Raw genomic sequence first — 23213 nt, forward strand, 5'->3', positions numbered from 1 at the left:
TCTGCATCTCCCACCAGGACTGTCCAGCGGCACCGAGCCGTTGACCTGGATCTTTCGTGGACCACACCCCGATCGTGACAGTCGTCAAGGTTTTTCTTGACGACTGTCAAGACCCAGGCCTAGTGTGGCGTGCAGCACATGTCGTCTCGACTGTGTCTTGCTTCTCCGCCTCGGTCGAGGCGGTCTCACGGAGGTGGAACGATGACGAGTTATGACCTGACCGGGCGGACGGCACTGGTCACCGGTGGCGCACAGGGTCTCGGTGCCGGGATGGCCGAGGCGCTCGCCGCAGCGGGCGCGTCCGTCGCGATCGGCGACGTGAACTCCGACGGCGGTCGGCAGACGGTCGAAACGCTTCGGGCACAAGGCGCGAAGGCCGAGTTCGTCGCGCTCGACGTGACCGACGACGCAGCCTGGGAGTCGGCCGTGGCGTCGACCGTCGAGTCGCTGGGCGGGCTCGACATCGTCGTGAACAACGCCGGCATCGAGGTGACGAACCTCCTGGTCGATCTCGACGCCGGCGAGGCGTCGAAGATGCTGGACGTCAACGTGCTCGGTACTGCCCTCGGCATCAAGCACGCGTTCCGCGCGATGCGTCCCGGCGGCATCGCAGGCAGGGGCGGAGCCGTCGTGAACATCGCATCCGTCGCTGCGACAATCGCTTTCCCCGGCATCAGCGTCTACTCCGCGACGAAGTCGGGTATCGACCGCCTCACCCGGGTGGCGGCCGCCGAATCCGGCAAGCTCGGCTACGGAGTGCGCGTCAACTCGATCTATCCCGCACTCACCCCGACCGCGATGGGCAACAAGCTCGCCGTCGAGACCGCGGCCCTGGGGCTGTTCGAATCCCCGGAGGCGGCTGCCCAGGCGGTCGCCGAACTGACGCCGCTGGGCCGGCTCGGTCAGGTCGACGACATGGCCGACGCCGTGGTCTTCCTCGTCTCCGACGCCGCGAAGTTCATCACCGGCGCGGGCCTCCCGGTCGACGGCGGCATGGGGATGTGATCCCGCCGACGTCCACCGCCGCAACGCTTTTCCCGAACACCCGCATCGAACACCCGAACCAGACACGAGGAGTCCCACCATGCCCACCGACAAACGCGTCGTCGTCTACGGAGCGTCCGGATACACCGGCCGACTGATCTGTGAGTACCTGCGCGAGTACAACATTCCGTTCCTGGCCGCGGGCCGCGACCACGCCCGGCTGAAGAGCGCCGTCGAGGCGGTGCCGGGCATCGACACGGTCGCGTACGACATCGTCGAGGTCGAGCACACGGTCGAGGCGCTGACCGAGGCCTTCCGCGGCGCCGACGTCGTACTGAACACGGTCGGGCCGTTCGCCCGCTACGGTCACGAGGTCGTCCAGGCGTGCCTGGAGATCGGGGCCCACTACACCGACACCAACGGTGAACAGAACTGGATGATCGATGCCGAGGCGCAGTACGGAGCCGAATTCGCTTCTCGCGAACTGGTCTTGACGCCGGGCCTGGCGCAGATGTACTCGATCGGCGAGATCGCCGCGAACATCTGCCTGGAGAACCCCGGACTGGACACCCTCGACATCCAGGTGTTCTGGAAGGGCCACCCGACCGTCGCGTCGACCAACACGATCCTCACCAATGCGGCATTCGCGAAGGCGTACTACCTCGAGGAGAACGAGTACGTCGAATGGCCGGCGGACGCGGGTCTGTACACGGTCAGCGTGCCCGGCCAGCACGACCTCGGTCTCGCTCTGCCCTGGGGCGGTACATCACACCCGGTGTGGTTCAAGAACGACCCGCGCGTGGCCACCGCAAAGGCACTCGGCGGCGTCTTCAACCGGCCACTGATGCAGGGCGTTCCGGTTCTGGTGGCCGCCGCGCTCGAACAGATGGAGGGCAAGTCCGAGGAGGAGAAGTACCGGATCATCGACGAGCAGTCGGCCGCCATCCGCAGCGAGATGCCCCCGCGTGAGAACCCGCGCCTGAACACCTCGCTGGACTCGGTGTACGCCTCCGGTCCGCTCGGCCGCGCGCACTGCGTGATCCACGGCAACTCCAACTACAAGCAGACCGCCCTGCTCAACGCGCACGCCGCGAACGAACTCCTCCAGGCCCGCCCCCGCCGTGTCGGCTTCGTCTCGAGCTGCCAGGCGTTCGGCCATCGCGAATTGCTCGGCACCCTACGCGCTTTCGGTCTGGTCCTGGACCCGATCGTCACCGTGCACCGCTGAGGACGACATGCGACTCTCGGAGTACCTCGACAAGGGCGCCTCGCTGGGGCGCGACGCGCCGTGCCTCACCGCCGGCGGGGTCACCTCGACCTACGGCGAGGTCCAGGATCGGTCCACCGCCATCGCGGGTGCATTGCAGCACAACGGGATCGAGGCCGGTGACCGGGTCGCCGTCCTCTCGGCCAACGATCCGCTGGCCCTGACATGCGTCTTCGGCATCTCGCGTGCGGGTGCTGTGTGGTGCCCGGTCAATCCGCGCAACGAGGCCGAGGAGAACCGACAGCTGTTCGATCTCTTCGGGTGTCGGCTGCTGTTCTTCCAGGCGAAGTTCACCGGCCTGATCGAGAAGATCAAAGATCAGCTCCCGCAATTGGACCGGATGATCTGTCTGGACGGCGACGTCGACTGGGCGAGGCCGTTCGACGGCTGGCTCGACGAACATCGGGCCGAGCCGGACGAACGCCGACGACCAGATGGCGGTCTGTGCATGCTCGCCGGTACCGGCGGGACGACCGGCCGACCGAAGGGGGTGCGACTCACCGAGGACAACATGATGACCTCGACGGCACTGGCGTTGATGAGCTACCCGTTCGGTGAGCGCCCCCGGTACCTGGCGCTCGCCCCGCTGACCCACTCGGCGGGGGTGCTGACGTTCCCCATCCTCAGCCTCGGCGGGGAGGTCGTGATCATGCCGGCACCTGACATCGGGGACTTCCTGGCGCTGATCGAGCGGCATCGAATCACCCACGCCTTCCTCCCGCCGACGGTGATCTACGGGGTGCTCGACCATCCCGACCTCGACAGTCGGGATGTGAGCTCGCTGCGATGTCTGTGGTACGGCGCGGCGCCGATGTCGCCCACGCGGCTGGAAGAAGCACTGACGCGTATCGGACCGGTGCTCGGCCAGTTGTTCGGGCAGACGGAGGCGCCGAACATGATCGCCACCCTCGCGCCCGCCGAGCACTTCCATGACGACGGGTCGATGGCCACCGAGCGGTTCGGATCGGCCGGGCGGCCGACACCGCTGACCACGGTCGCGATCATGGCCGAGGACGGGTCGCTGCTGGGTCGCGGCGAGCGCGGGGAGATCGTCGTCCGGGGACCGCTCGTGATGGACGGGTATCACGAGAACCCCACGGCCACCGCCGAAGTGAGCGCGCACGGCTGGCATCACACCGGCGACATCGGCTACCTCGACGACGACGGCTACCTCTTCGTCGTCGACCGCGCCAAGGACATGATCATCACCGGCGGGTTCAACGTGTACTCGGCCGAGGTGGAACAGGCGTTGCTGGCCCATCCGGCGGTGAAGGACTCGGCCGTCATCGGGCTGCCTGATCCCAAATGGGGCGAACGCGTGACGGCCGCCGTCGAACTGCGTGCGGGGCACGACGCCGACACCGAGGAGCTCATCGCCTTCGTCAAGGAACGGATCGGCAGCGTCAAGGCGCCGAAGGAGATCGAGATCTGGACCGAGCTGCCGCGGTCCAAGATCGGCAAGATCCTGAAGACCGAGGTCCGGGGCGCATTCAGCTGACCGGATCGAGGCCTCACCCGGTGCCCGCCCGGCTGGCGCCGACAAGCGTCGAACTCGGCCGGGTGGGTACACTCGGGTCTCGAACTCCATCACTTCCCGAGCAAGGGAATCCCCGGCAAGGACCGCGAGATGACACAGGTCGTCGACCGACAGGCCCGCATCGAGGCCCGCGCACGAGACAAGTTCCAGGCCAAGCGCGACGAGCTGGCCATGGCGACTCTGACGACGCTGGCCGAACTCGGGTACGCGCGGACGAGCCTGCGCGAGATCGCGCAGAACTCCGAGTACTCGCACGGCGTGTTGCACTACTACTTCACCGACAAGCTCGACCTCATCGCCCACGCGGTCCGGCAGTACGAGGCCGTCTGCGTCACCCGCTATGACGAGGTCGTGGCCCAGGCGGTGACCGCGGACCAGTTGCGCGACGAGTTCGCCGACACCTTCTTCGCAGGCATGCACTCCGAGGCAGCCATTCATCGGCTCTGGTACGACCTGCGCAACCAGAGCATGTTCGACGACTCCTTCCGCGCGGACGTGATCGAGATCGAGCGCCGGCGCGAAGAGATGATCTGGCGTGTGGTGGAGAGATTCTGCGAGTTGTCGGGGACGCAGCCCGCGGTGACACCGGCGGTCGCCTACATCGCGCTCGACGGCATCTTCCAGCGCGGACTGCTCAGCGAGATCGACGGCCGGCCCGACGGCGTCGCGACCGCCCGCGAGGACCTGATCGCCTTCTTCGGAGTCGTGGGGCACCACTGACCGTCTGAACGAGTCGAGTCGCAGATGCGTGCGCAGCGTCACAGCCTTCCGCCCTAATACTTCGAATCCCTAAGTATTAGACTCTCTAAACGTGTCCGCTTCCGACCCCGCCCAGCTCGCCCAGACCCTGCGGCCGACGATCACCAGGCTCTACCTGGCCCTTCGTCGTCGCGCACCGTCGGTCGAGCTGACCGCGGCGCAGACGTCTGCCCTGAGCGTCCTCGCCGATCACGGGCCGATGCGGATGGGTGTATTCGCCACCCGCGAATCCATCCGCATGCCGACAGCGACGTCGGTGATCGACGGACTCACCAAGCACGACCTGGTCGAACGCAGACCTGATCCAGACGACCGCCGAGCCGTGCTCGTCGGCCTCACCGACCACGGGCGCACCCTCGTGCGGCAGATCCGCGAGGAGCGGGACGTCATCCTGACCGGTGCGCTCGCCGCACTCGACGATCAGCAGCGCGAAGCCATCGCCGCGGCCGGACCGGCCCTGCAGGCCCTGCGCGACCATCTCGACAATCACCCGGTATCGCACCCCGCCCGCCCGGCGAGTGCGTGAGCGGCCCGGTCGGGGTTCGACACCGCCGGCCGTCCGCCTGATCTGGCAGAGGAATTCATGACCGTCACCGAACACACCCCGGGCGACACCGCCGCGGTGGCGCGCGACACCACCGCAACCGAACCGTCGATGCTCGCCTCTCTGCGCGCCCAACCGCGCGCGGTGTGGATCACCGCCTTCGCCGCCGTCATCGCCTTCATGGGCATCGGCCTCGTCGATCCGATCCTGCACAGCATCGCCGAAGCGCTGAACGCCCCACCGGAGAAGCTCACGCTCCTGTTCGGTGTCTACGTCGGCGTCCAGTGCGTCGCGATGCTGCTGACCGGTTGGGCCGCATACCGTTTCGGGCCGCGACGCACACTCACCGTCGGGCTGGGACTCATCGTCGTCGCAGCCGGCGTCTCGGCCTTCGCCGACAACATCGACCAGCTCATCGCCTACCGGGTGATCTGGGGTCTCGGCAACGCACTGTTCCTCGCCACCGCACTGGCTTTCATCGTCCAATCGGCGGTGGGCAACCGCAACAGCGCCATCATGATGTACGAGGCCGCCCTGGGCATCGGGCTGGCCGTCGGACCGCTCCTGGGTGCGACGCTCGGTGAATGGACTTGGCGCGCACCGTTTGCCGGTACCGCCCTGCTGATGCTGGCCGGAGCCATCCTGTGCGCGTTCATGCTTCCCGCCGACGGCCCCCGGTCCGAACGAGTGCGGGTCCGGATCGTCGACCCGATCAAGGTCCTGCGCAACCGCACCCTGTTCGTCACGTCCGTCGGTTCCGCCTTCTACACGGGCGCCCTCTTCACCGTGATCGCCTGGGCGCCGATCGCGATGGGCCTGCGACCCATCTACGCCGGACTCGTCTTCTTCGGCTGGGGTCTACTCACCGCGGTCGCCGGAGTCTTCGTCGCGCCGCTGCTCGCTCGGGTCGTCGGTGAGAAGGCCGGTGTCATGGTTGCCATCTCGACATACGGACTTGTCATGGTGCTGGCCGGGATCGGCACGTTCACCGGACAGATCTGGCTGATCGGCCTGGCCGTCATCCTCTCCGGCTTCCCCTCGGGCGTGCTCAACACCCTCTTCACCGACGTCGCGATGTCGGCCGTCGGCGGCGACACCCCGCGCTCGGTCTCGAGTGCCGGGTTCAGCTTCCTCCGCTGGATGGGCGCCGCGATCGCGGCCGTGCTCGTCGCGTACCTCGCGAAGTGGACCGGTTCGGAGGCGACACCGTGGTGGTTCGCCACCGGATACTGCGTCGTCGCCCTCGGCGCGGTATCGCTGGCCAAGGTCGCCCACGACCACAAGGTCGCCGACGATGCCGCTCTCATCGGCGCCGAGGAGTTCTGAGGTTCGCGCACACGCGGCTTCACGCTCCCTGAGCACAGGCGCAAGGAGCACGGCCCCCTCCCGCTCCCCGAGGTGCGACGAGCGCGACGCCTCCGCTCCCTGAGGAGCGGCCGGACGGCCGTCGTGGACCACCGAGCGAACACTCCTGGGCGCCCGAATTCTATGCTCCCTGAGGTGCGAGCGGAGCGAGCCACGAAGGGCCACGCAACGTGTCTCACCAGGCCCTTCGTGGCTCGTCGCTGATATGTAGTGCTGCTCTGTCAAGTCCCATGGCGAAATTGCCTCCTTCTCAGGGGCTGTTGTGGGGTTGGCCACCCGCCGCGGTGTGTGGTGGTCGTTACTCGCGACGGTGTTGTCGGACTGATATACGCGGGTTGGTTACCGCTCAACGGTGTTCGACAGGAGATGAAAACGCTGGCCGACGGGTCTATGTAAACGTGCGTACCGTGCACCCAAAAGTGCTGGCGCACATAGCGACGCCGTGGATTCGTTCCCTGTTCACCACAGCGGGAGTCCCGCGACGGGTGGCCAAGATTGTGTGTCAGTGCTGGTTAGTCGTCGAGCACCGCCAGCGACCAGCACCAGCCGGCGAGCTCACGAGCGATCGCGGTGTTGGCCACGCAGGGATGTTTGCTGCGGCGGTCGAATTGTTGCCAGCGCTTGTGTAGCCGACGATTGCCGGCATGGCCACGGGCGCGGGCAGCCGGTGTAGCAGCCTCCCACCGGCGGCGCATGGTCTGTCCGGGTGTGGCGTAGGGGCGTCGGTGTTGCCAGGCCGCCTCGACCAATAGCCGCCGCACGTGGGCGTTACCGGCCTTGGTGATCGATCCCTGACTGCGGGTCCCGCCGGTCGAGTATTCCGAGGGCACCAACCCGGCGTAGGAGCCGATCGTGGCGCCACTAAACCGTGACCAGTCGCCGATCTCGACCGCCAAAGCGAACGCGGTCAGCGTCGACACGCCCCGCAGACACGACAGCCGGGTGACCACCGCCCGCCACGGATCGGTGGCCGCGGTCTGTTCGATCAGCTCATCGAGGCGGTCACGGCGGGCGGTCACGCTCAACACCGCGTCCAGGTCGTTGTCGAAGGCGGCTTGCAGCAGCGGCAGCTCGAAACGTTGACGCTGCAGCCACCGCTGATGAACACCGGTCCAGGGTTTCCCGCCGGAGTAGACGATCCCCTGTCGCAGAAGCAGTTTGGACAATCGATGCCGAGCGCGCATCAAGTCGCTGCGGGCGTCCTCGCGGGCGCGGACCAGATCCCGTGCGGCTTCGGTGCCCACCTCAGGAACACTGACCGCCACCACTTCGCCCAGGCGCAGCAACTTCGCCAAGTGTGCAGCGTCTCGGGCATCGGTCTTGACGCGGTCCCCGGCTGGCCGCTGCAGCTTCGAGGGCGCGGCAACCACACACTCCATCCCGGCCGCCGTGATCGCCCGCGCCAATCCAAAGCCGGTCGGACCGGCCTCATAGGCCACCCGCACCGGCGGGGCCAGGCCTTGTAGCCAGCTGACGATGGTCGCCGCATCAGGGACCAAGGTCTCCCGAATCACCTGCCCGGTGTCTTCATCGATGGCGTGAGCGACCACCGAGCGTGCGTGAACATCCAATCCGACACTTGTACCCTGAACAATCACCGGAGGCCTCCTGATCTGCAATGTGGTGCTACCGCCGAGTGTGAACTCAGCAGCAGCAACCCACGATGTGTTTGCAGCTTGAGGCCTTCGGCCCCAAGGCCCTCATACCGTCTATCGCTCCTCGCACCTCAGGGAGCAGGGGGCTGTCGCTTGCGCTCCTCGCACCTCAGGGAGCAGGGGGCTGTCGCTTGCGCTCCTCACAGCTCAGGGAGCAGGGGGCTGTCGCTTGCGCTCCTCGCACCTCAGGGAGCAGGGGGCTGTCGCTTGCGCTCCCCACAGCTCAGGGAGCAAAAGCGCGGATGGATCTGCGAATCGGCGACCGGCGCGCGGAACGACCGGTACCGTCCGCGGGATGACGAGTTCCAAGGTGATCGTCGCCATCCGGGGCGACGGGCCGAGCCGCACCGACGCCGACGATCTCGTCGAGCGCTGTATGGCAGCGGGGGCAACGCGCGTGCAGGTCAACCTCAGCGACGACGCGGTCTCCGGGGCCATGCGCATCGACGAACTCGACCCGCCCATCGTCGCGGTGCTGTCCTTCTGGGCGCCCGACCCCGACCCGGTCCTTGCCGTCGTCGATGACGAACTCGACGGTCCGATCGCTGCCTGGGCGGTCACCGCGCGGGCGCCGCTCAATCCGGACCTGCCCGCGGACGGGACGCGGATCGACGCCCTGTCCAACGTCGCGTTCCTGCGGCGACCCGACGAACTCGACCACGCCGAGTGGTTGCGCCGCTGGTTGGACGATCACACCCAGGTCGCCATCGACACCCAGGCCACGTTCGGTTACGTCCAGAACATCGTCGAACGACCGTTGACCGAGGACATCCCGCCGGTCGCGGCCATCGTCGAGGAACTGTTCCCGATGGCGGCGGTCAGCGACATCCACGCGTTCTACGGAAGCGGCGGTGATCAGCTGGAACTCGAGCGCCGGATGACCCTGATGCTCGAGAGCGTGTCCCGCTTCGGCGCGGACCGCCACCTCGACGTGGTGCCGACCTCGCGCTACGACTTCGACCTCAGCCGGTCGCGAACCTGAATGGGGCTGTCACACGGCCGAATCCGGGAACGCGATCACCGACAGGAAGCGCACCGGCAGCTCGACGAGTTCGACGGGTCCATGCGCGCCCTCGCCGTCGATCTGTAGCGAGTCGCCTGGATGCATCCGGTACACCGAGCGACTGTGGGCGTAGTCCATCACGCCCTCGAGGACGTACAGGAACTCGGTTCCCGCATGCTGGAACAACGGCTGGGTCACCGACTTCTCCGTCAAGGTGACGAGGAGACATTCCAGGCGTTTGTGCTCACCGCGCAGCGACCCGAGCAGCTCGTACTCGTGACCCTCCCGGGACCCCTCGCGCACGATCTCCGAGCCCTCGCCCGCTTTGACGAACACCGCCGACCGCTCCATCTCGGCGCCGCGGAACAGCGAGGTGACCGACACGTCGAAGCCGTTGGCCAGGCGGGCGAGCGTGCTGAGACTGCACGAGGTCTGGGCGTTCTCGATCTTCGACAGCATCGCCTTGGAGATGCCGACGCGAGTGGCCATGTCTCCCACCGACAGTCCCTGCTGACGTCGCAGGCGACGCACGTTGTGCGCGATCGCCGTCTCGAGCTCCAGCTCCTCGACCGACTGGTCGACAGGTCTCTCTCGCGCGGTGCCGGACTGATTCCGGATCAATGGGTCGTCCGTCACGCCGCCAGCATAGTGAGAAACAACGTTTCCTGACAGTTGACACACGATTCCACCCCTGTCGACGGCCACGGCCTCGGATCATCCGGCGTCCCGGTCAGCGCATCTCGCCGGCTCCCACATACGGGAAGCGCGTCGTCAGCAGGTCGCCTTCGGCGAACCGCGTGAACCGGAAGTCCGACTCCGGAATACGCGGGTCCGCGCTGCGTCCGTCGACGACGAGGTCGGCGATCAACCGGCCGACCGCCGGCGAGATCTTGAACCCATGGCCGCTGAACCCGGCCGCCAGGACGAGCCCGTCCAGTGGTCCGCTGGAGATGATCGGATTCCAGTCGGGTGTGACGTCGTAACACCCGGCGTAGCTCGTGGTGATCGCCGGATCGGTGAACCCGGGGAACCGGGTGCCGACCTTGTCGACGGTGAGGTCGATGAAGTCCGAGTCCGCGCGGTTCCGGTAGTCGTCGGGATTCGCTATGTCGAGCGCCGCGAGATCGCTGTTGCCGAACAGAATCTCGCCGCGGACGTCCGGTCGGACGTACTGCAGCGACACCAGGTCGGAGAAGACCGGCACCTCGCCGAGGTCCTCACCGGGGTGAATCATCACGATCTGTTCGCGGTGCACCTCGATCGGGATGTCGACCCCGTAGGGCGCGAGGAACGGTTTGGACCAGACACCGGTGGCGACGACCACGGTGTCCGCGGAGATCGTCGAACCGTCCGCGAGTCGGACTCCCGTCACCCGGTCGGCGTCGACGATTAGGCCGGTGACGTTGGTGCCCTGACGAATTCGGATTCCTGTTGCCCGCGCCGAGGCCGCGAAGGCCTGCGCGGTCTGATACGCGTCCCCGTAGCCGCCGCGCTCTTCCCAACCGAAGGCCGCGAAGGGTTCGAGGTCGGCGGTGGGCCACATCGCGGCGACATCGGCGGCGTCGATCTCCTCGGTCTGCACGCCGACCGCACGTTGCGCCGCGAGGCTCTTGCGCATGTTCTCGACATTCGGCTCGCCGACGCCGACGACATATCCGGTCTGACGGAATCCGATGTCGGAGCCGAAGATCTCCTCCGCCTTCTCGAAGACCTCGAGTCCGACCGCGGCCATCGCCGCCAGCGAACCGACGCCGTAGTGGCACCGCACGATTCCCGAAGACTTGCCCGTCATCCCGCCGCCGACGGTGTCCCGCTCGCAGACGATCACATCGGTGATGCCGCGTTGTCCCAAGGCCCAGGCGGCCGCCACGCCCTCGAGGCCGCCACCGACGATGACGACCGAGGCGGTCTCGGTGCTCACAGGCCCGCCCCCGGAATCCAACTCGTCCCGGCGAGCGGAACGCGGGCCATCGCCGACGCCTCGATCGAGATGGCGACGAGATCTTCGGGCTCCAGATGCTGCAGGTGCGCTTTGCCGCACGCACGGGCGATCGTCTGGGCCTCCATCGTCATCACGCGCAAGAAGTTCGCCAGGCGCTTTCCGCCGAGGACTGGGTCGAAACGCGCCGAGAGTTCCGGGTCCTGCGTGCTGATGCCCGCGGGATCGCGCCCGTCCTGGAAGTCGTCGTAGAAACCGGCGGCCGATCCCAGCGCCTCGTACTCCGCGGCGTATCGGGGATCGTTGTCGCCCAACGCGATCAGCGCTGCGGTGCCGATGGCGACGGCGTCGGCACCGAGGGCCATCGCCTTGGCGACATCGGCGCCGTTGCGGATTCCGCCCGACACGATGAGTTGGACCTCTCGGTGAACACCCAACTCCTGCAGGGCCTGCACCGCCTGCGGGATGGCGGCGAGGGTCGGGATGCCGACGTGCTCGATGAAGACGTCCTGGGTCGCCGCAGTTCCGCCCTGCATCCCGTCGACCACGACGACGTCGGCGCCGGAATGCACCGCGAGTTTCACGTCGTAATACGTGCGGGTGGCGCCGACCTTCACATAGATCGGCTTCTCCCAGTCGGTGATCTCGCGCAACTCGTTGATCTTGATCGCCAGGTCGTCCGGTCCGGTCCAGTCGGGGTGACGGCACGCGCTGCGCTGGTCGATTCCCTGCGGCAGGGTACGCATGCCCGCCACACGCTCGGAGATCTTCTGTCCCAGCAGCATTCCCCCGCCGCCCGGTTTGGCACCCTGGCCGAGCACGATCTCGATCGCGTCGGCCTTGCGCAGGTCGTCGGGGTTCATCCCGTATCGCGACGGGAGATATTGGTAGACGAGGTGTTTGGACTGACCCCGCTCTTCGGGCGTCATCCCGCCGTCACCGGTGGTGGTGGAGGTACCGACCTCCGAGGCGCCGCGCCCCAGCGCTTCCTTCGCCCCGGCCGACAGCGCGCCGAAGCTCATCCCGGCGATCGTCACCGGGGTGGAGAGATGCAACGGGTACTTCGCATTTCGCGAGCCGAGGACGACGTCGGTGTCGCAGCGCTCGCGATAACCCTCGAGGGGGTACCGGGACATCGATGCGCCGAGGAACAGCAGATCGTCGAAGTGCGGCAGCTTGCGCTTGGCGCCCCAGCCACGGATGTCGTAGATGCCGGTCTCGGCCGCGCGCTGGATCGCGGCGATGGTGGTGCGGTCGAACGTGGCCGACTCACGCAGGCCGCGCTGTTCGATGCTCAGGTTGTTGGTCATCGGTAGTTCTCTTTCGTCGTGTGGTCGTGCGGCGTTGCGGCCCTTCGTGGCTCGTCGCTAACGCTCCTCGCACCTCAGGGAGCAGGTGGTCGGCCGCGCTATCGCTCCTCGCACCTCAGGGAGCAGGGGTTGCGCCTCCGCAAGCTCCGGGCGCTCCTCAGGGAGCGGAGGAGGGTCAGTACGCGGAGGTGTTGTCGACCTTGAAGTGGTAGAGCTCGCGGGCGGAGCCGTAGCGGGTGTAGTCGCGGGGGTCGTCGTCGCCGAAACCGGCGGCCTTGAGCAACCCGGCCAGTTCCTCGAGGTGCTCGGCGCGCATCGGTTTGGCGATGCAATCGGCACCCAGCGAGGCGACCTCGCCGCGCACGTAGATGCGGGTCTCGTAGATCGAGTCGCCGAGACCGTCGCCGGCGTCGCCGCGGACGACCAAGCGGCCCGCCTGAGCCATGAAAGCGCTGTTGTGCCCGACGTTTCCGCCGACGACGATGTCGACGCCCTTCATCGAGATGCCGCAGCGTGCCGCGGCATCGCCCTCGACTACGAGGAGTCCACCGTGCGCGGTGGCGCCGGCCGACTGCGAGGCGTTGCCCTTCACGATCACACTGCCGCTCATCATGTTCTCGGCGACGCCGGTGCCGGCGTTGCCGTTGATCGTGACCTCGGCCTGCTGGTTCATGCCCGCGGCGTAGTAGCCGACGTGGCCGTTGATCGTGATCTTCACCGGCAGGTTGACTCCCGCGGCGACGCTGTGGGCTCCGGCCGGGTTGTCGATGACGATCTCGCCGGAGATGTCCCCGTGCAGCATCGAGTTGATCTCGCGCAACGGGGTTTCGGCGAGGTCGAAGGTGTGATTGGGGTTCATCGTCTCAGCTTTCGCCGTGTCGTTCGAGGCGGGAACGGTAGGGGTGGAGGGAAACTCGGCGGTCATCGAGTCCATGCGTAGACGACCTCCGGCTCGGGCTCCCAGATGCGGGCGTTCTCCACGCCGGGCAGTTTGGCCAGTGCGCGGTACTCACTCGCCATGGCCACCCAGTCGTCGGTCTCGGCGATCACGGCCGGTTTGCATGCGATGGCGTCGCGCACCACCGCGAACGAATCGCGATTCGACACCAGCAACGTGTAGAAACCGTCGAAGTTCGCGCAGACCTCTTTCAGTGCTGTTTCCACGTCCTTGCCCGCCGCAAGCTGGTGTGCGACGAAGCGCGCCCCGACCTCCGTGTCGTTCTCACTGTCGAATTCCACTCCGGCAGCGCGCAGTTCACGCCGGATGGTCGCGTGATTCGCAAACGAACCGTTGTGGACCAGGCACTGTTCGGGGCCGACCGCAAACGGATGTGCGCCCGAGGAGGTGACCGCCGATTCGGTCGCCATCCGGGTGTGCCCGACGCCCTGCCATCCCGACGCCGCGGCCAGGCCCCAGGATTCGGTCAGGTCACGGGGTGCGCCGACGCCCTTGAGGACGGTCAGGTCCGACCCGAAACCGGCCACCAGGGCCTGCGGGTATGCGGCCCGGGCGGCGGCCAGCAGCTCGTCGGCCGGCGCCGGGGCGGAGGCCACCAGCGTCACGTCGATCGTCTGTGCCGCGACCGGCACCCCGAGGGCCGCGCTCAGCGTCGTGGACACCTCGTCGGGAAGAACGTCGAGTTCGAGGAGGGAGATGCAGCCGTGTCCGGACGGTGCCCACGTGGGGTTGCCGTAGACGGCGATACCCGCCGAATCCGCGCCACGGTCTTGCATCTCGCCGAGCATCCCGGCGAGCATCTCGCCCAACCGGGGGTGAAGGTCAGGGTTGCGCAGGTGCAGCCCGACGATTCCGCACATGATCAGTTCCTTACGTCGATCGATGAATCTCGTTGAGAGGTCTTGTGTTCTGGGGGAAGGACGGTCAGAACGCCGTCAGGTACTTGTCGACCTCCCACGGCGTGACCGCCGCGTGCCAGTCGAAGAACTCGTCGCGTTTGAGTCCGGCGAAGTATGCCGAGACCCGCTGCTCGTCCTCGGGCCAGTCCTCGGGAAGCGCGGCGTCGAGCGTGCCGGCGACGACCCCGTCGGCCTCCAGCGCCTCCACCGCGTGCAGGAGGGTGAGCGGGAGTTCGGCGATGTGGCCGGGGCAGTTGCCGACGGCGCCCGGGTCCAGACTCCGCTTGATGCCGTCGAGTCCCGCACCGAGCAGCGCGGCGACGGCCAGGTACGGATTCGCCGACCCGTCACCGCCACGGAGCTCCACGCGCTGCTCGTCGGGCACCCGGATGTAGTGGGTGCGGTCGTTGCCGCCATAGGTGGCCCGCCGCGGGGCCCAGGACGCACCCGAGCGCGTCGCCGTCGCACCGGTTCGCTTGTAGGAGTTGACCGTCGGTGCGATCACGGCTTGGAGCGCGGGTGCGTGTTCCAGAATCCCGCCGATGAACCCGTACGCCGTCTCCGACAACCCCAGTCCTCGCTCGTCGTCGGTGACCTGCGGGAACACCGGGTCGCCCGCCTGCGTGAGGGACAGGTGGAAGTGCAGACCCGACCCGGTGCGCTCTGCGAAGGGTTTCGGCATGAAGGTCGCGATCATGCCCTTCTCCGCAGCCAGGGCGGAGAGCAGGTACCGGAGCGTGACGACGCGGTCGGCGGTCGTGAGCGCGTCGGAGTAGGCGAAGTTCTGCTCGAACTGGCCGTTCCCGTCCTCGTGGTCGTTGGCGTAGTTGCTCCAGCCGAGTTGGTTCATCGCGGTGGACACGGTGGTGAGGTGGTCGTACATCCGGGTGAGACCGCGGACGTCGTAGCACGGCTGGTCGGAATCATCGGCGGCGTCGGCGGTCACCAGCGAGCCGTCGGCGGCCCGTTTCAGGAGGAAGTACTCGACCTCGGCCCCGACCCACGGCTCGAAACCCGCGTCCGCGGTCTGCGCGATGAGCGCCTTGAGGATGTTCCGGGGCGCGAACGGCCACGGCTTGCCCTCGACATGGGGATCGCACTGAACGACCGCGAGGCCCTCCTTGATGAACGGGATGGGCAGGAAGGACCGGACATCGGGGATCGCGATGAGATCGGGATCCTTCGGCTCCTGGCCGATCGCGCCGACCGCATATCCGGCGAAACCTACGCCCTCGGTGGCCAATTCGTCCACCGCTTCCACCGGCACCAGTTTGGCGCAGGGCTTGCCGCGGAGGTCGACGAACATCGCGAGGATGAACTTGGTGCCGTGCGTCGCGCAGAGATCGGCGAGTTCGCCGGTCGTTGTCTCGGTGGTTGTCATCATGTGCTCCGGGGTCGACTCTATGGGCTTTCGTTCCGCATGTCTACTAGCGTGAACCATTGTCTACTATTAGTAGACCCGGTGGATGTTTCGTCCCTGTTTCGACTCCGTGAGCGGTGGGTGTCAATCTGTCCGGCAACGTTTTCCACGTCCTCGGACGCACAGCGCTCGGGGGCCCACCGTCGAACGGTGAACCCCCGAGCAGTTGCCAACCGATGACCGGTATGGATCAGACCCCGGCCGGTGGCGCCGAGGCCGGAGTCGACGGCGGCATCGCCTCCTCCACCTTGTCCGCGGCACGGGCCGGCGACATGGTCGCGAGTCCGCCGGCGTGACCGACCGAGGCGGCGGGGATCTCGTACGCCGTCTCCGCGTGGACCGCGGTGTCGAGGCCGACCATCTCGGTCTCCTCGTCGACGCGCATGCCGATGAGCTTGTCGAGTCCCTTGGCGATCAGCCAGGTCATCACGAACGAGTACGTGCAGGTGATGACGATGCCGGCGAGCTCACGCCAGACGATGTCCACCGGACCGCCGAACAAGATCCCCTGGACACCGGCCGGCGCGGCCTCGGTGGCGAAGAGCACGATGCAGATGGTTCCGACGATCCCGCCGATGCCGTGCACGGCGAAGGCATCCAGCGTCTCGTCGATCTTGAGCTTGCTCTTGAAGCTCAGCAGGAACGCCACGACCGCCGCGGCGAAGATGCCCACGAGCAGCGCACCGAGCGGTGCCATGCTGCTGGCCGCCGGGGTGATCCCGACGAGGCCCGCGACGGTGCCGGTGATCATGCCGAGCGAGGTGACGTGCCCCTCGCGCCACTTCTCGATGATCGCGAACCCGATCATGCCCGCCGAACCGGCCAGCAGGGTGTTCAGGATGACGTGCGCGAGGAAGTTGGCGCCGAGCGCGCAACTGCCGTTGAACCCGAACCAGCCGAAGAACAGGATGCCGCCGCCCATGATCGTCATCGGCACGTTGTGCGGGCGCTCCATCCGCCGCTTGCGCGCACCGAGCACCACCGCGAGGGCAAGGGCCGCGACACCGGCATTCATGTGGACGGCGGTGCCGCCTGCGTAGTCGACGATCTCGAGGTCGTTCAGCAGGAACCCGCCGCTGTAGTTGTCGTCGACGTCGGCCGCGAAGACCCAGTGGGCGACCGGGAAGTACACCACGATGAGCCAGATCGGCGCGAAGACCAGCCACGCCGAGAACTTCATCCGGCCCGCCGCGCCGCTGGCGACGATCGCGATCGTGATGGCCGCGAACAGGATGAACCAGGCTGCGAAGTAGAGCGTCTGGGTGGCGCCGGAAGCGTCGTCGGTGAGCCAGTTGGTCAGGCCGATGTAGTCGGTCGGGTTGCCGATGAGGCCCCACCCGCCCACCGACGGACCGGACACCAGGCCGTGCCCGATCACGACGTACAGGACCGCCGTGATCGCCAGGGTGGACATGACCATCGTCATGATGTTGAGGACGTTCTTCGATCCGACCATGCCTCCGTAGAAGAAGGCCAGGCCCGGGAACATCAGCAGGACGAAGACGAAGGCCGCCAGCATCCATGCCAGGTCGGCATTGGCGGCGAGTATGGGTTCCATGAGCGATCTTTCGGTTCTGGGACTCTACGAGAAGTCGGGTGTTACGGGACCAGGGCTCACGGGCGACTTTGACCGCGGAGGTATGCGACGACGTTGTCGCGATAGTCGAGAAAACCCTTGTAGGCGGCGATGTCCTCGCCGAGCGTCTCGATGACGGTCGCCAATTGACCGGCCCACTCGGGTATGCGCTTCACGTCCTCGAGCGAGGCCATGAATGTCCGGATATTGAACGTCACCGCACCCGACATCGGCAACCGGACGAAGTGTTCCAGCTCGATGCGCAGTCGCGCGCGACCGAAATCGCCGTCGGCGATCATGCCCGCGACGTCGGCCGCCCACTCCGGCAGCTCCTCGAGGCTGACGTCGAGTTTGTGGGAGTCCGACGCCGACAGCGTCCAGTTCACCCTGCGGTACACCTGGTCTGCGGGTAGCCTCCGCAGGAACTGTTCGGCGCGGGCGACGATGCCTTCGCGGAGCATGCGGGGAACGGGCGCGTGGATCTCGTACATGTCCATCCCGACGTCGAAGGACACCGACCACGCGGCGGCGAAGGTGACCACGCCGGCGTCGAAGTACAGGTGCCCGTCGCGTTCGGTGACGAGCAGCAGGTCGTCGGGTACCTCACGCGCCAGGAATTCCATGGGGCCGTAGGGAAGGGTGGCCGGATCACCCAGGACGAACTCCTGATCCGTACCCAGAAGCCGGTTGCACCAACGGAATCGACCGTCACCGTGTTCGGTGAGCTCCATCGCCGCGGGGTAGGCGTGACCGAGATCGCGCAGGTAGTACAACAGCAGATCCCAGGAGGCCAGTTCCATCCCCGGGCGCACACGGACGCGTGTCGGATCGGCGTCGAGGATCCGCCGTCGCTCGGCCATGATCTCCGGATACTCGGCGCCGCCGAGATCGACGAGGTGCCTGCCCCATTCGCCGGCCCGGGTCGGACGCGGGATGCGTGCCGGTTCGACGTTCACGCTGTAGGAGAACTCCTCCATTTCGTCCGGAAACGGCCACGGCAGGTTCGTCAGGTGGTCGACCCGACGGGTCGGGAACGATTCGATGCTCACAGGTCCACCTCGATGTCCTGACCGCGCGAGACACAACACAGCATGGCGTCGCCCACGGTCTTCTCGTCGTCGGTCAGTACGAAGTCGCGGTGCTCGATTCGGCCGCTTCGCACCGGGATTCGGCATTCGCCGCACACGCCTTGGCGGCACAGACTCGGCACCGGGACGCCGTTGTCGAGCAACCGCTGCAGCAGCGACACACCCGGTGGCACGTCGATGCGGAGGCCCGAAGACGCCACCGTCACGGTGAAGGGATCGCCGGGATCCTGTTCGGGGGCGGTGAAACGTTCGAGATGTACTCGCGCGCTGGGCCATCCGGCGTCCTCCGCGAGCCGCGTGTACGCCTCCAGGAGTGACGTGGGACCACAGGCATAGGCGTGCGTTCCGAGCGGCTGCGCCCGCAATCGCTCAGCGATCACCCGCATGGTGGCCGCGGCCCCGGACACCTCGTGCAGCGTCACGGAGGGTTGCATGGCGAGCGCCCGCAGGTCCTCGGTGTGCGCACCGCATCCACGCCGATAGGAGTAGACGATGTCGGCCCGACGCCCGTCCCGAGCGAGGGCACGGGCGTGCGACAGCACCGGCGTGACCCCGATTCCGCCCGCGATCAGCAATGCGCCGCGCTGATCGAGCACCGGCGGGAACATCGAACGCGGACCCTCGATCTCGATGACGGCATCGACGACGAGGTTGTCGTGCAACCAATCCGAACCACCGCCCGCACCACGTCGCAACACCGAGATGCCGTAGCTGGTCGGGTACATCCCGTCGTCGACGAGCGAGTAGGCATTCCGCTGTCCGCCGGCCGAGATGATGAGATGGCTGCCCGGCTGGTACGCGGTCAGGACCGCGTGGGCGTCGTCGACGGGGCCGAACCGGAAATGCGTGACCTCGTCGGTGAGTTGTCGCACGGACATGACACGCATCGGTCGCGGACCGGTGGCATAGGCCGGATGAAGGTGGGCCGGGTACTGCCCTACGGCGACCGCGGTCATTCGTCGCCGCCGACCGCAGAGGCCAGGAAGCTGCCCATCACCGGTGAATGGTGTTCGTGCACCTCGAGATCCCGAGCGCAACCGGGGCACGCGACGACGCCGCCGACAACGGCCTCGGCGCGAAAGGTCTCGCGGCAATGCGCGCAGTAGAGCGGTAGGTCGCGGGTGTGCGTGACATAGCACGACAGTTCGGCCGCCACCGCCCCCGCGTTACGCGCCATGGCGAGTGCCGTCATGACGTCGTACTGCCCGCCGGTGACCAGGACTCGGGTACCGGTGCGGCACTCGTCCAGAGCAGACTGCAACGCCGATCTGTCGACCGCGTCGCCCAGTGAGTCCAGGACCACCAACCGCGTCCCTCCGGCTGCCTCGGCGGCCGCCACCCAGTTCCGTGACACGTGCGCGGCTGCCGGATCGTCGCCGATCGCCACCACGAGGAACGCCGCCCCGGTGGTGTCGACGGCCGGGGGCGAGGCGGGCCACCGCGGCATGCCGGCCCCGGTGGTCTCCGGCGTCGCCGGTGCGGCCGCGCGCAGCCACTGCGCCGCACGATCCCGGAACTTGATGATGCCCTTGTAATCGGCCATGTCACCGGGCAATTCGGCCAACACCTCCGCGGTGCGTCGGCGCCAGACCTCGACGGTGGCGAGTTGCTCGAGCGGAAGCATGTACGTCCGGATGAGGAACATGACCGCACCCGAATCCGGCAGCCGGATGAGGTGTTGCACTTCGACGCGGAGGTGTACCCGCCTGCCGAACTCGTCGTCGGGGACCTGTTGGATGACCTCCCGGTCCGGTCCCCACTTGTGATAGATCTCGGTCGAGACGTCGAGCCTGCGGTCGATCGTCAACGTCCAGTTGGTTCGTCGATACGGCTGATGAGGTTGGAGGCGCTTGAGGAACTCGTGCGCACGGGTGATGACGCCTTCGGGGTGGATGCGCGGCACCGGTCCGTGGATCTCGAGGAAGCTCATCCCGACGTCGAACCCGAAACTCCAATCGGCGGCGAAGGTGACGACCCCGGCATCGACGTGGAGTTGCCCATTGCGCTGATCCAGAAGGGCGATGTCCTCCTGGACCTGAGAGCTGATGTAGCGCAACGGTTCCTCGGGAAGTGACGCCGGGTCACCGTATCGGAAGTGTTGCTCGATCCCGAGGATTTCGTTGTGCCACAACCAGGTGTCGGGTCCGGTCGACGCGAGCCGGAACTCGGGACAGGTCGCGGCGAGCTCACCCATGACGGTCAACATCGCGTCCCACGCGGCCGGGACCATGTGCGGCAACACAGCATGGCGGGTGGGATCGGCGGCCAGGATCACCGCGCGCTGATCGATCTCGGTGCGGTACTCCGAATCGATGTCGACAACCGACGTCCCCCACTCGCCCGCCGCCGTGGTCACCGGGGTCCGGGCCGGCTCGACATTCGTGCTGTAACGATAGCGGTCCTCGGGGAACGGGAACGGGAAGCCCGCGAGGAGATCTGGCGCGACCGTCGTCGTCGCTCCGCCCGGGCCGAGAGTGTCTGTCACAGGGGAACCTCCAGGGTGCTGGCGGCCGCAGCGCGCGAGACGCACGGCATGATGGCGTTGCCCGCGTCCTTCTCCTCGGGGGTGAGGTAGAGATCGCGGTGGACCGGGATACCGCCGGCGAGCGGGATGCGGCACTCACCGCACACGCCTTGCCGGCAGAGATTCGGCACGACGATGCCCTCGTTCTCGAGAGCCTCGAGCATGCTCGTCCCCGCCGGTACATCGACCGTCCGCCCGGAAGCGGTCAGCTCCACACGGAAGGGGTCGCCGGCGTCGAGAGCGTCGATCCCGAACCGCTCGAGATGAATCCGCGATTCCGGCCAACCGGCGTCCACCGCCGCAGCAGTGACCGCGTCGATCATCGCCGCCGGACCGCATACGTACAGGTGGGTACCGATCGGCTGGGTACGCAGGGTCTGTGCGAGGCGATCGGCGAAAGAGTGCCGGTCGGTGAACAGTTCGGCACGGGGTCCGGCGAGTGCGGTGACCTCGTCGAGGTGGGCGGCCGCCGAATCACGGAAGACATACAGCAGTTGCACATCCCGGCGCCAGCGAGCCGCCGACCGAAGGTGGGACATCATCGGCGTGATCCCGATCCCGCCGGCGATCAGGAGATGTTTACGCGCCCGGGCGACCGGAGCGAACGCGCTGCGCGGCAACCCCACCGACACCGTTGCGCCGACCTCGAGTTCGTCGTGCAACCAACGCGATCCGCCCTTGCCGTCATCGAGTCGGAGCACCGAGATCGAGTAGTGCAACGGATGCGCGCCGTCGCCGGTCAGGCTGTAGGCGTTGGTGAAGGCACCCCCGTGCACGACGACGTGACTGCCCGGGATGTAACCGGGCAGCACGTTGCCGCCGGGGTCGGAAAAGGTGATCGCGCGGATGTCTCGGGCGGGGGCGTCGACAGCCGTGACGACGAGTTCCAGCGTCGTCGCGCCGGCTCCGGGACGCACGACGGACTCGGGGCTGCTCATGTCGGCCACTCCGGTGTTCATGAGGGATCCTTCGTGAGGGTGGGTACCTCGCCTGGTCCGGTTCCCGGACAGGCCGACTGGGCGGTCTCGGCGTCGGCCATGAAACCCAGATATTGTCCGGTTCGACGCGAGACGTGGTGGTACACGAGCAGGTCGCGACGGCAACCGACGCACCCGACGATGTCATCGACGGCCGCGGCCGCGCGGGTGACCGATCGGCAGTGTGCGCAGAAGATCTGCACGACCGACTGCGGCGCGGAAGTCACCGGGACGACGGCGATCTCGTCGTCCTCGAGTCCGGCACCGAGCGCGACCGCGCGCAGTGTCAGTGCCGATCCCGGCTCCGCTGCTATCCAGACTCGCACGCCGACAACGGCTTCGGCGAGGGTGCTGCCGAGCTGGGCGGCGACCGAGTCGGTATCCCCGTGGATACGTGTGGTGGCACGCGGAGGTAGTGATGACTCCCAGCGAGCCAGGGTCTCGGCGACATCCCCGACACCGACCAGCACGTACGAGTTGCCGGTCGGTGGGGGCGTCGTCGCCTCGATCGGTACGCCGGGACGTGCCCACGTCGGCACGCTGGAGAAGTCGATCTGCGACATGGCAGCGACTCAGAGGAGGGTGGCGTCGCGCAACCCGGTGTAGAAGGCGAGCGCGTAGTCGGGGGTGCTGAAGTAGATCTTGGACCCCTTCGGGAAGAAGATCGCGTCCTTGGCCGGCCACGGTCTTCTGCCCGGTCTCCCTGTTCTCCAGGAGGAACTCGCCTTCGAGCACGACCTTCATCTCGTCGTATTCGTACTCGTAGTACAGCGGCTCGTCGGTGTGGCGCAGCTCGAAGTACCCGCTGCACATGGGGCTTCCGTCCGGGTTCTCGTAGACGTCTCCGATGAAGCCCTCGGTGCCCGGGTACTCCGCCTCGGGCATCTTCGGCAGATCCTCGTATCCGCCGCTGGTCACGCGGAACTCCAGGGCCTTGGCACTCTCGATGGTCACGATGCTCCTTCACAGGTTCGATCTGGGCGTACTCGCGGGCGGCGGTACGTCGACGACATCCGGGGTCCGCGACCCATCGGCGCGACTCCCCGTAGTGGACTTTGTCCCCTGTTATGAAACAAGCGTCGTGTTTCGTAGGTGTGACGGCACTGTAATGGCGTGCTACGGAACCGGCCCGTCCCGGACAGGGTGATCGGTCGGGCACGCAGACATCGACCCGCAGGTGCGCACCGTTTCGGCCCCTGGTCGGTCGGGTACCGCGGTCGGCAAGCCGGTTCCGCCGCATGCGAGCGCCCCGGCCCAGGCGCCCGGTTGAGAACCCAGCCGGGCGCCGTCTCATGACTCGACTCCGCGGGCCTGCTCGGCACGACTGCGACCGCGCCGCAACGTGATTCGCGATCAGTGTTGCACCTTCGACCAGACTCTGACAACATACGTTCTCAGTTTGATCGGA

General features: G+C 67.1%; 20 protein-coding genes and 1 pseudogene. 7 read left to right on the forward strand and 14 right to left on the reverse strand.

The features are described 5' to 3' along the window. The first annotated feature begins 201 nt into the window (after positions 1-201). The 6 genes from MVF96_RS23385 (at position 202) to MVF96_RS23410 (ending at position 6417) form a co-directional block, all read left to right on the forward strand. Positions 202-1005 (forward strand): SDR family NAD(P)-dependent oxidoreductase, encoded by an 804-nt coding sequence (locus MVF96_RS23385; protein ID WP_205333794.1) that lies wholly within the window; start codon positions 202-204, stop codon positions 1003-1005. 79 nt (positions 1006-1084) lie between these two features. Continuing rightward, positions 1085-2212, forward strand: a complete 1128-nt coding sequence (locus MVF96_RS23390) for a DUF5938 domain-containing protein (protein WP_065631111.1) — start codon at positions 1085-1087, stop codon at positions 2210-2212. A 7-nt stretch (positions 2213-2219) separates the two neighbouring features. Then, on the forward strand, positions 2220-3749 hold the full coding sequence (locus MVF96_RS23395; RefSeq protein WP_247450670.1) for an acyl-CoA synthetase: 1530 nt from the start codon (positions 2220-2222) through the stop codon (positions 3747-3749). A 129-nt stretch (positions 3750-3878) separates the two neighbouring features. Continuing rightward, positions 3879-4508, forward strand: coding sequence for a TetR/AcrR family transcriptional regulator (locus tag MVF96_RS23400; protein WP_247450672.1), 630 nt, complete (start codon positions 3879-3881; stop codon positions 4506-4508). Between the two features lie 91 nt (positions 4509-4599). Further along, entirely contained in the window at positions 4600-5073 is a 474-nt protein-coding gene (locus tag MVF96_RS23405; RefSeq protein WP_247450673.1) for a MarR family winged helix-turn-helix transcriptional regulator, read from the forward strand. A 57-nt stretch (positions 5074-5130) separates the two neighbouring features. Then, positions 5131-6417 carry an MFS transporter gene (locus tag MVF96_RS23410; protein ID WP_068972103.1) on the forward strand — a complete coding sequence of 429 codons (1287 nt, stop codon included), beginning with the start codon at positions 5131-5133 and terminating at the stop codon, positions 6415-6417. Positions 6418-6968: 551 nt separating this feature from the next. Here the strand turns inward: MVF96_RS23410 and MVF96_RS23415 are convergent. Continuing rightward, positions 6969-8054 carry an IS110 family RNA-guided transposase gene (locus tag MVF96_RS23415; protein ID WP_137808695.1) on the reverse strand — a complete coding sequence of 362 codons (1086 nt, stop codon included), beginning with the start codon at positions 8052-8054 and terminating at the stop codon, positions 6969-6971. Positions 8055-8406: 352 nt separating this feature from the next. Here MVF96_RS23415 and MVF96_RS23420 point away from each other — a divergent pair, with 352 nt between their 5' ends. After that, positions 8407-9093 (forward strand): EthD domain-containing protein, encoded by a 687-nt coding sequence (locus MVF96_RS23420; RefSeq protein ID WP_247450674.1) that lies wholly within the window; start codon positions 8407-8409, stop codon positions 9091-9093. 9 nt (positions 9094-9102) lie between these two features. Here the strand turns inward: MVF96_RS23420 and MVF96_RS23425 are convergent, their stop codons facing one another. The 13 genes and pseudogenes from MVF96_RS23425 to MVF96_RS23485 all read right to left on the reverse strand — a co-directional run bounded on the left by MVF96_RS23425 (position 9103) and on the right by MVF96_RS23485 (position 22759). Then, positions 9103-9750: a helix-turn-helix domain-containing protein gene (locus MVF96_RS23425; protein WP_374193967.1), complete on the reverse strand. Its 648-nt coding sequence runs from the start codon at positions 9748-9750 to the stop codon at positions 9103-9105. Positions 9751-9844: 94 nt separating this feature from the next. Continuing rightward, entirely contained in the window at positions 9845-11035 is a 1191-nt protein-coding gene (locus tag MVF96_RS23430; RefSeq protein ID WP_159371720.1) for an NAD(P)/FAD-dependent oxidoreductase, read from the reverse strand. Next, the gene (locus tag MVF96_RS23435) at positions 11032-12363 is read right to left on the reverse strand and encodes an FMN-binding glutamate synthase family protein (RefSeq protein WP_159371721.1); all 1332 of its coding nucleotides are present in this window, start codon (positions 12361-12363) and stop codon (positions 11032-11034) included. Before MVF96_RS23435 ends, MVF96_RS23430 begins: the two co-directional genes overlap by 4 nt. Positions 12364-12538: 175 nt before the next feature. Then, positions 12539-13297, reverse strand: coding sequence for a GltB/FmdC/FwdC-like GXGXG domain-containing protein (locus MVF96_RS23440; RefSeq protein ID WP_159371722.1), 759 nt, complete (start codon positions 13295-13297; stop codon positions 12539-12541). Continuing rightward, positions 13285-14181 carry a class II glutamine amidotransferase domain-containing protein gene (locus tag MVF96_RS23445; protein WP_159371723.1) on the reverse strand — a complete coding sequence of 299 codons (897 nt, stop codon included), beginning with the start codon at positions 14179-14181 and terminating at the stop codon, positions 13285-13287. The genes MVF96_RS23440 and MVF96_RS23445 overlap by 13 nt, the downstream gene beginning before the upstream one ends. Positions 14182-14245: 64 nt before the next feature. Continuing rightward, positions 14246-15604 carry a type III glutamate--ammonia ligase gene (glnT, locus tag MVF96_RS23450; RefSeq protein ID WP_374193966.1) on the reverse strand — a complete coding sequence of 453 codons (1359 nt, stop codon included), beginning with the start codon at positions 15602-15604 and terminating at the stop codon, positions 14246-14248. 226 nt (positions 15605-15830) lie between these two features. Beyond that, entirely contained in the window at positions 15831-17198 is a 1368-nt protein-coding gene (locus tag MVF96_RS23455; RefSeq protein ID WP_247450675.1) for an ammonium transporter, read from the reverse strand. Between the two features lie 56 nt (positions 17199-17254). Continuing rightward, positions 17255-18265 (reverse strand): heme-dependent oxidative N-demethylase family protein, encoded by a 1011-nt coding sequence (locus tag MVF96_RS23460; protein WP_159371724.1) that lies wholly within the window; start codon positions 18263-18265, stop codon positions 17255-17257. Then, positions 18262-19260 (reverse strand): PDR/VanB family oxidoreductase, encoded by a 999-nt coding sequence (locus MVF96_RS23465; protein ID WP_065631121.1) that lies wholly within the window; start codon positions 19258-19260, stop codon positions 18262-18264. Before MVF96_RS23465 ends, MVF96_RS23460 begins: the two co-directional genes overlap by 4 nt. Beyond that, positions 19257-20789 (reverse strand): heme-dependent oxidative N-demethylase family protein, encoded by a 1533-nt coding sequence (locus MVF96_RS23470; protein ID WP_159371725.1) that lies wholly within the window; start codon positions 20787-20789, stop codon positions 19257-19259. The genes MVF96_RS23465 and MVF96_RS23470 overlap by 4 nt, the downstream gene beginning before the upstream one ends. Then, complete coding sequence (locus MVF96_RS23475; RefSeq protein WP_159371726.1) at positions 20786-21787, reverse strand: PDR/VanB family oxidoreductase; 1002 nt, start codon at positions 21785-21787, stop codon at positions 20786-20788. Before MVF96_RS23475 ends, MVF96_RS23470 begins: the two co-directional genes overlap by 4 nt. Next, a complete protein-coding gene (locus tag MVF96_RS23480) occupies positions 21784-22368 on the reverse strand; it encodes a dimethylamine monooxygenase subunit DmmA family protein (RefSeq protein WP_159371727.1) in 585 nt (194 codons plus the stop codon). The genes MVF96_RS23475 and MVF96_RS23480 overlap by 4 nt, the downstream gene beginning before the upstream one ends. A gap of 9 nt (positions 22369-22377) precedes the next feature. Further along, a pseudogene (locus tag MVF96_RS23485) lies at positions 22378-22759 on the reverse strand (cupin domain-containing protein). Positions 22760-23213 lie beyond the last annotated feature (454 nt).

Origin of the sequence: Gordonia hongkongensis, from assembly GCF_023078355.1 — a bacterium.
GTDB classification, from domain to species: Bacteria; Actinomycetota; Actinomycetes; order Mycobacteriales; family Mycobacteriaceae; genus Gordonia; species Gordonia hongkongensis.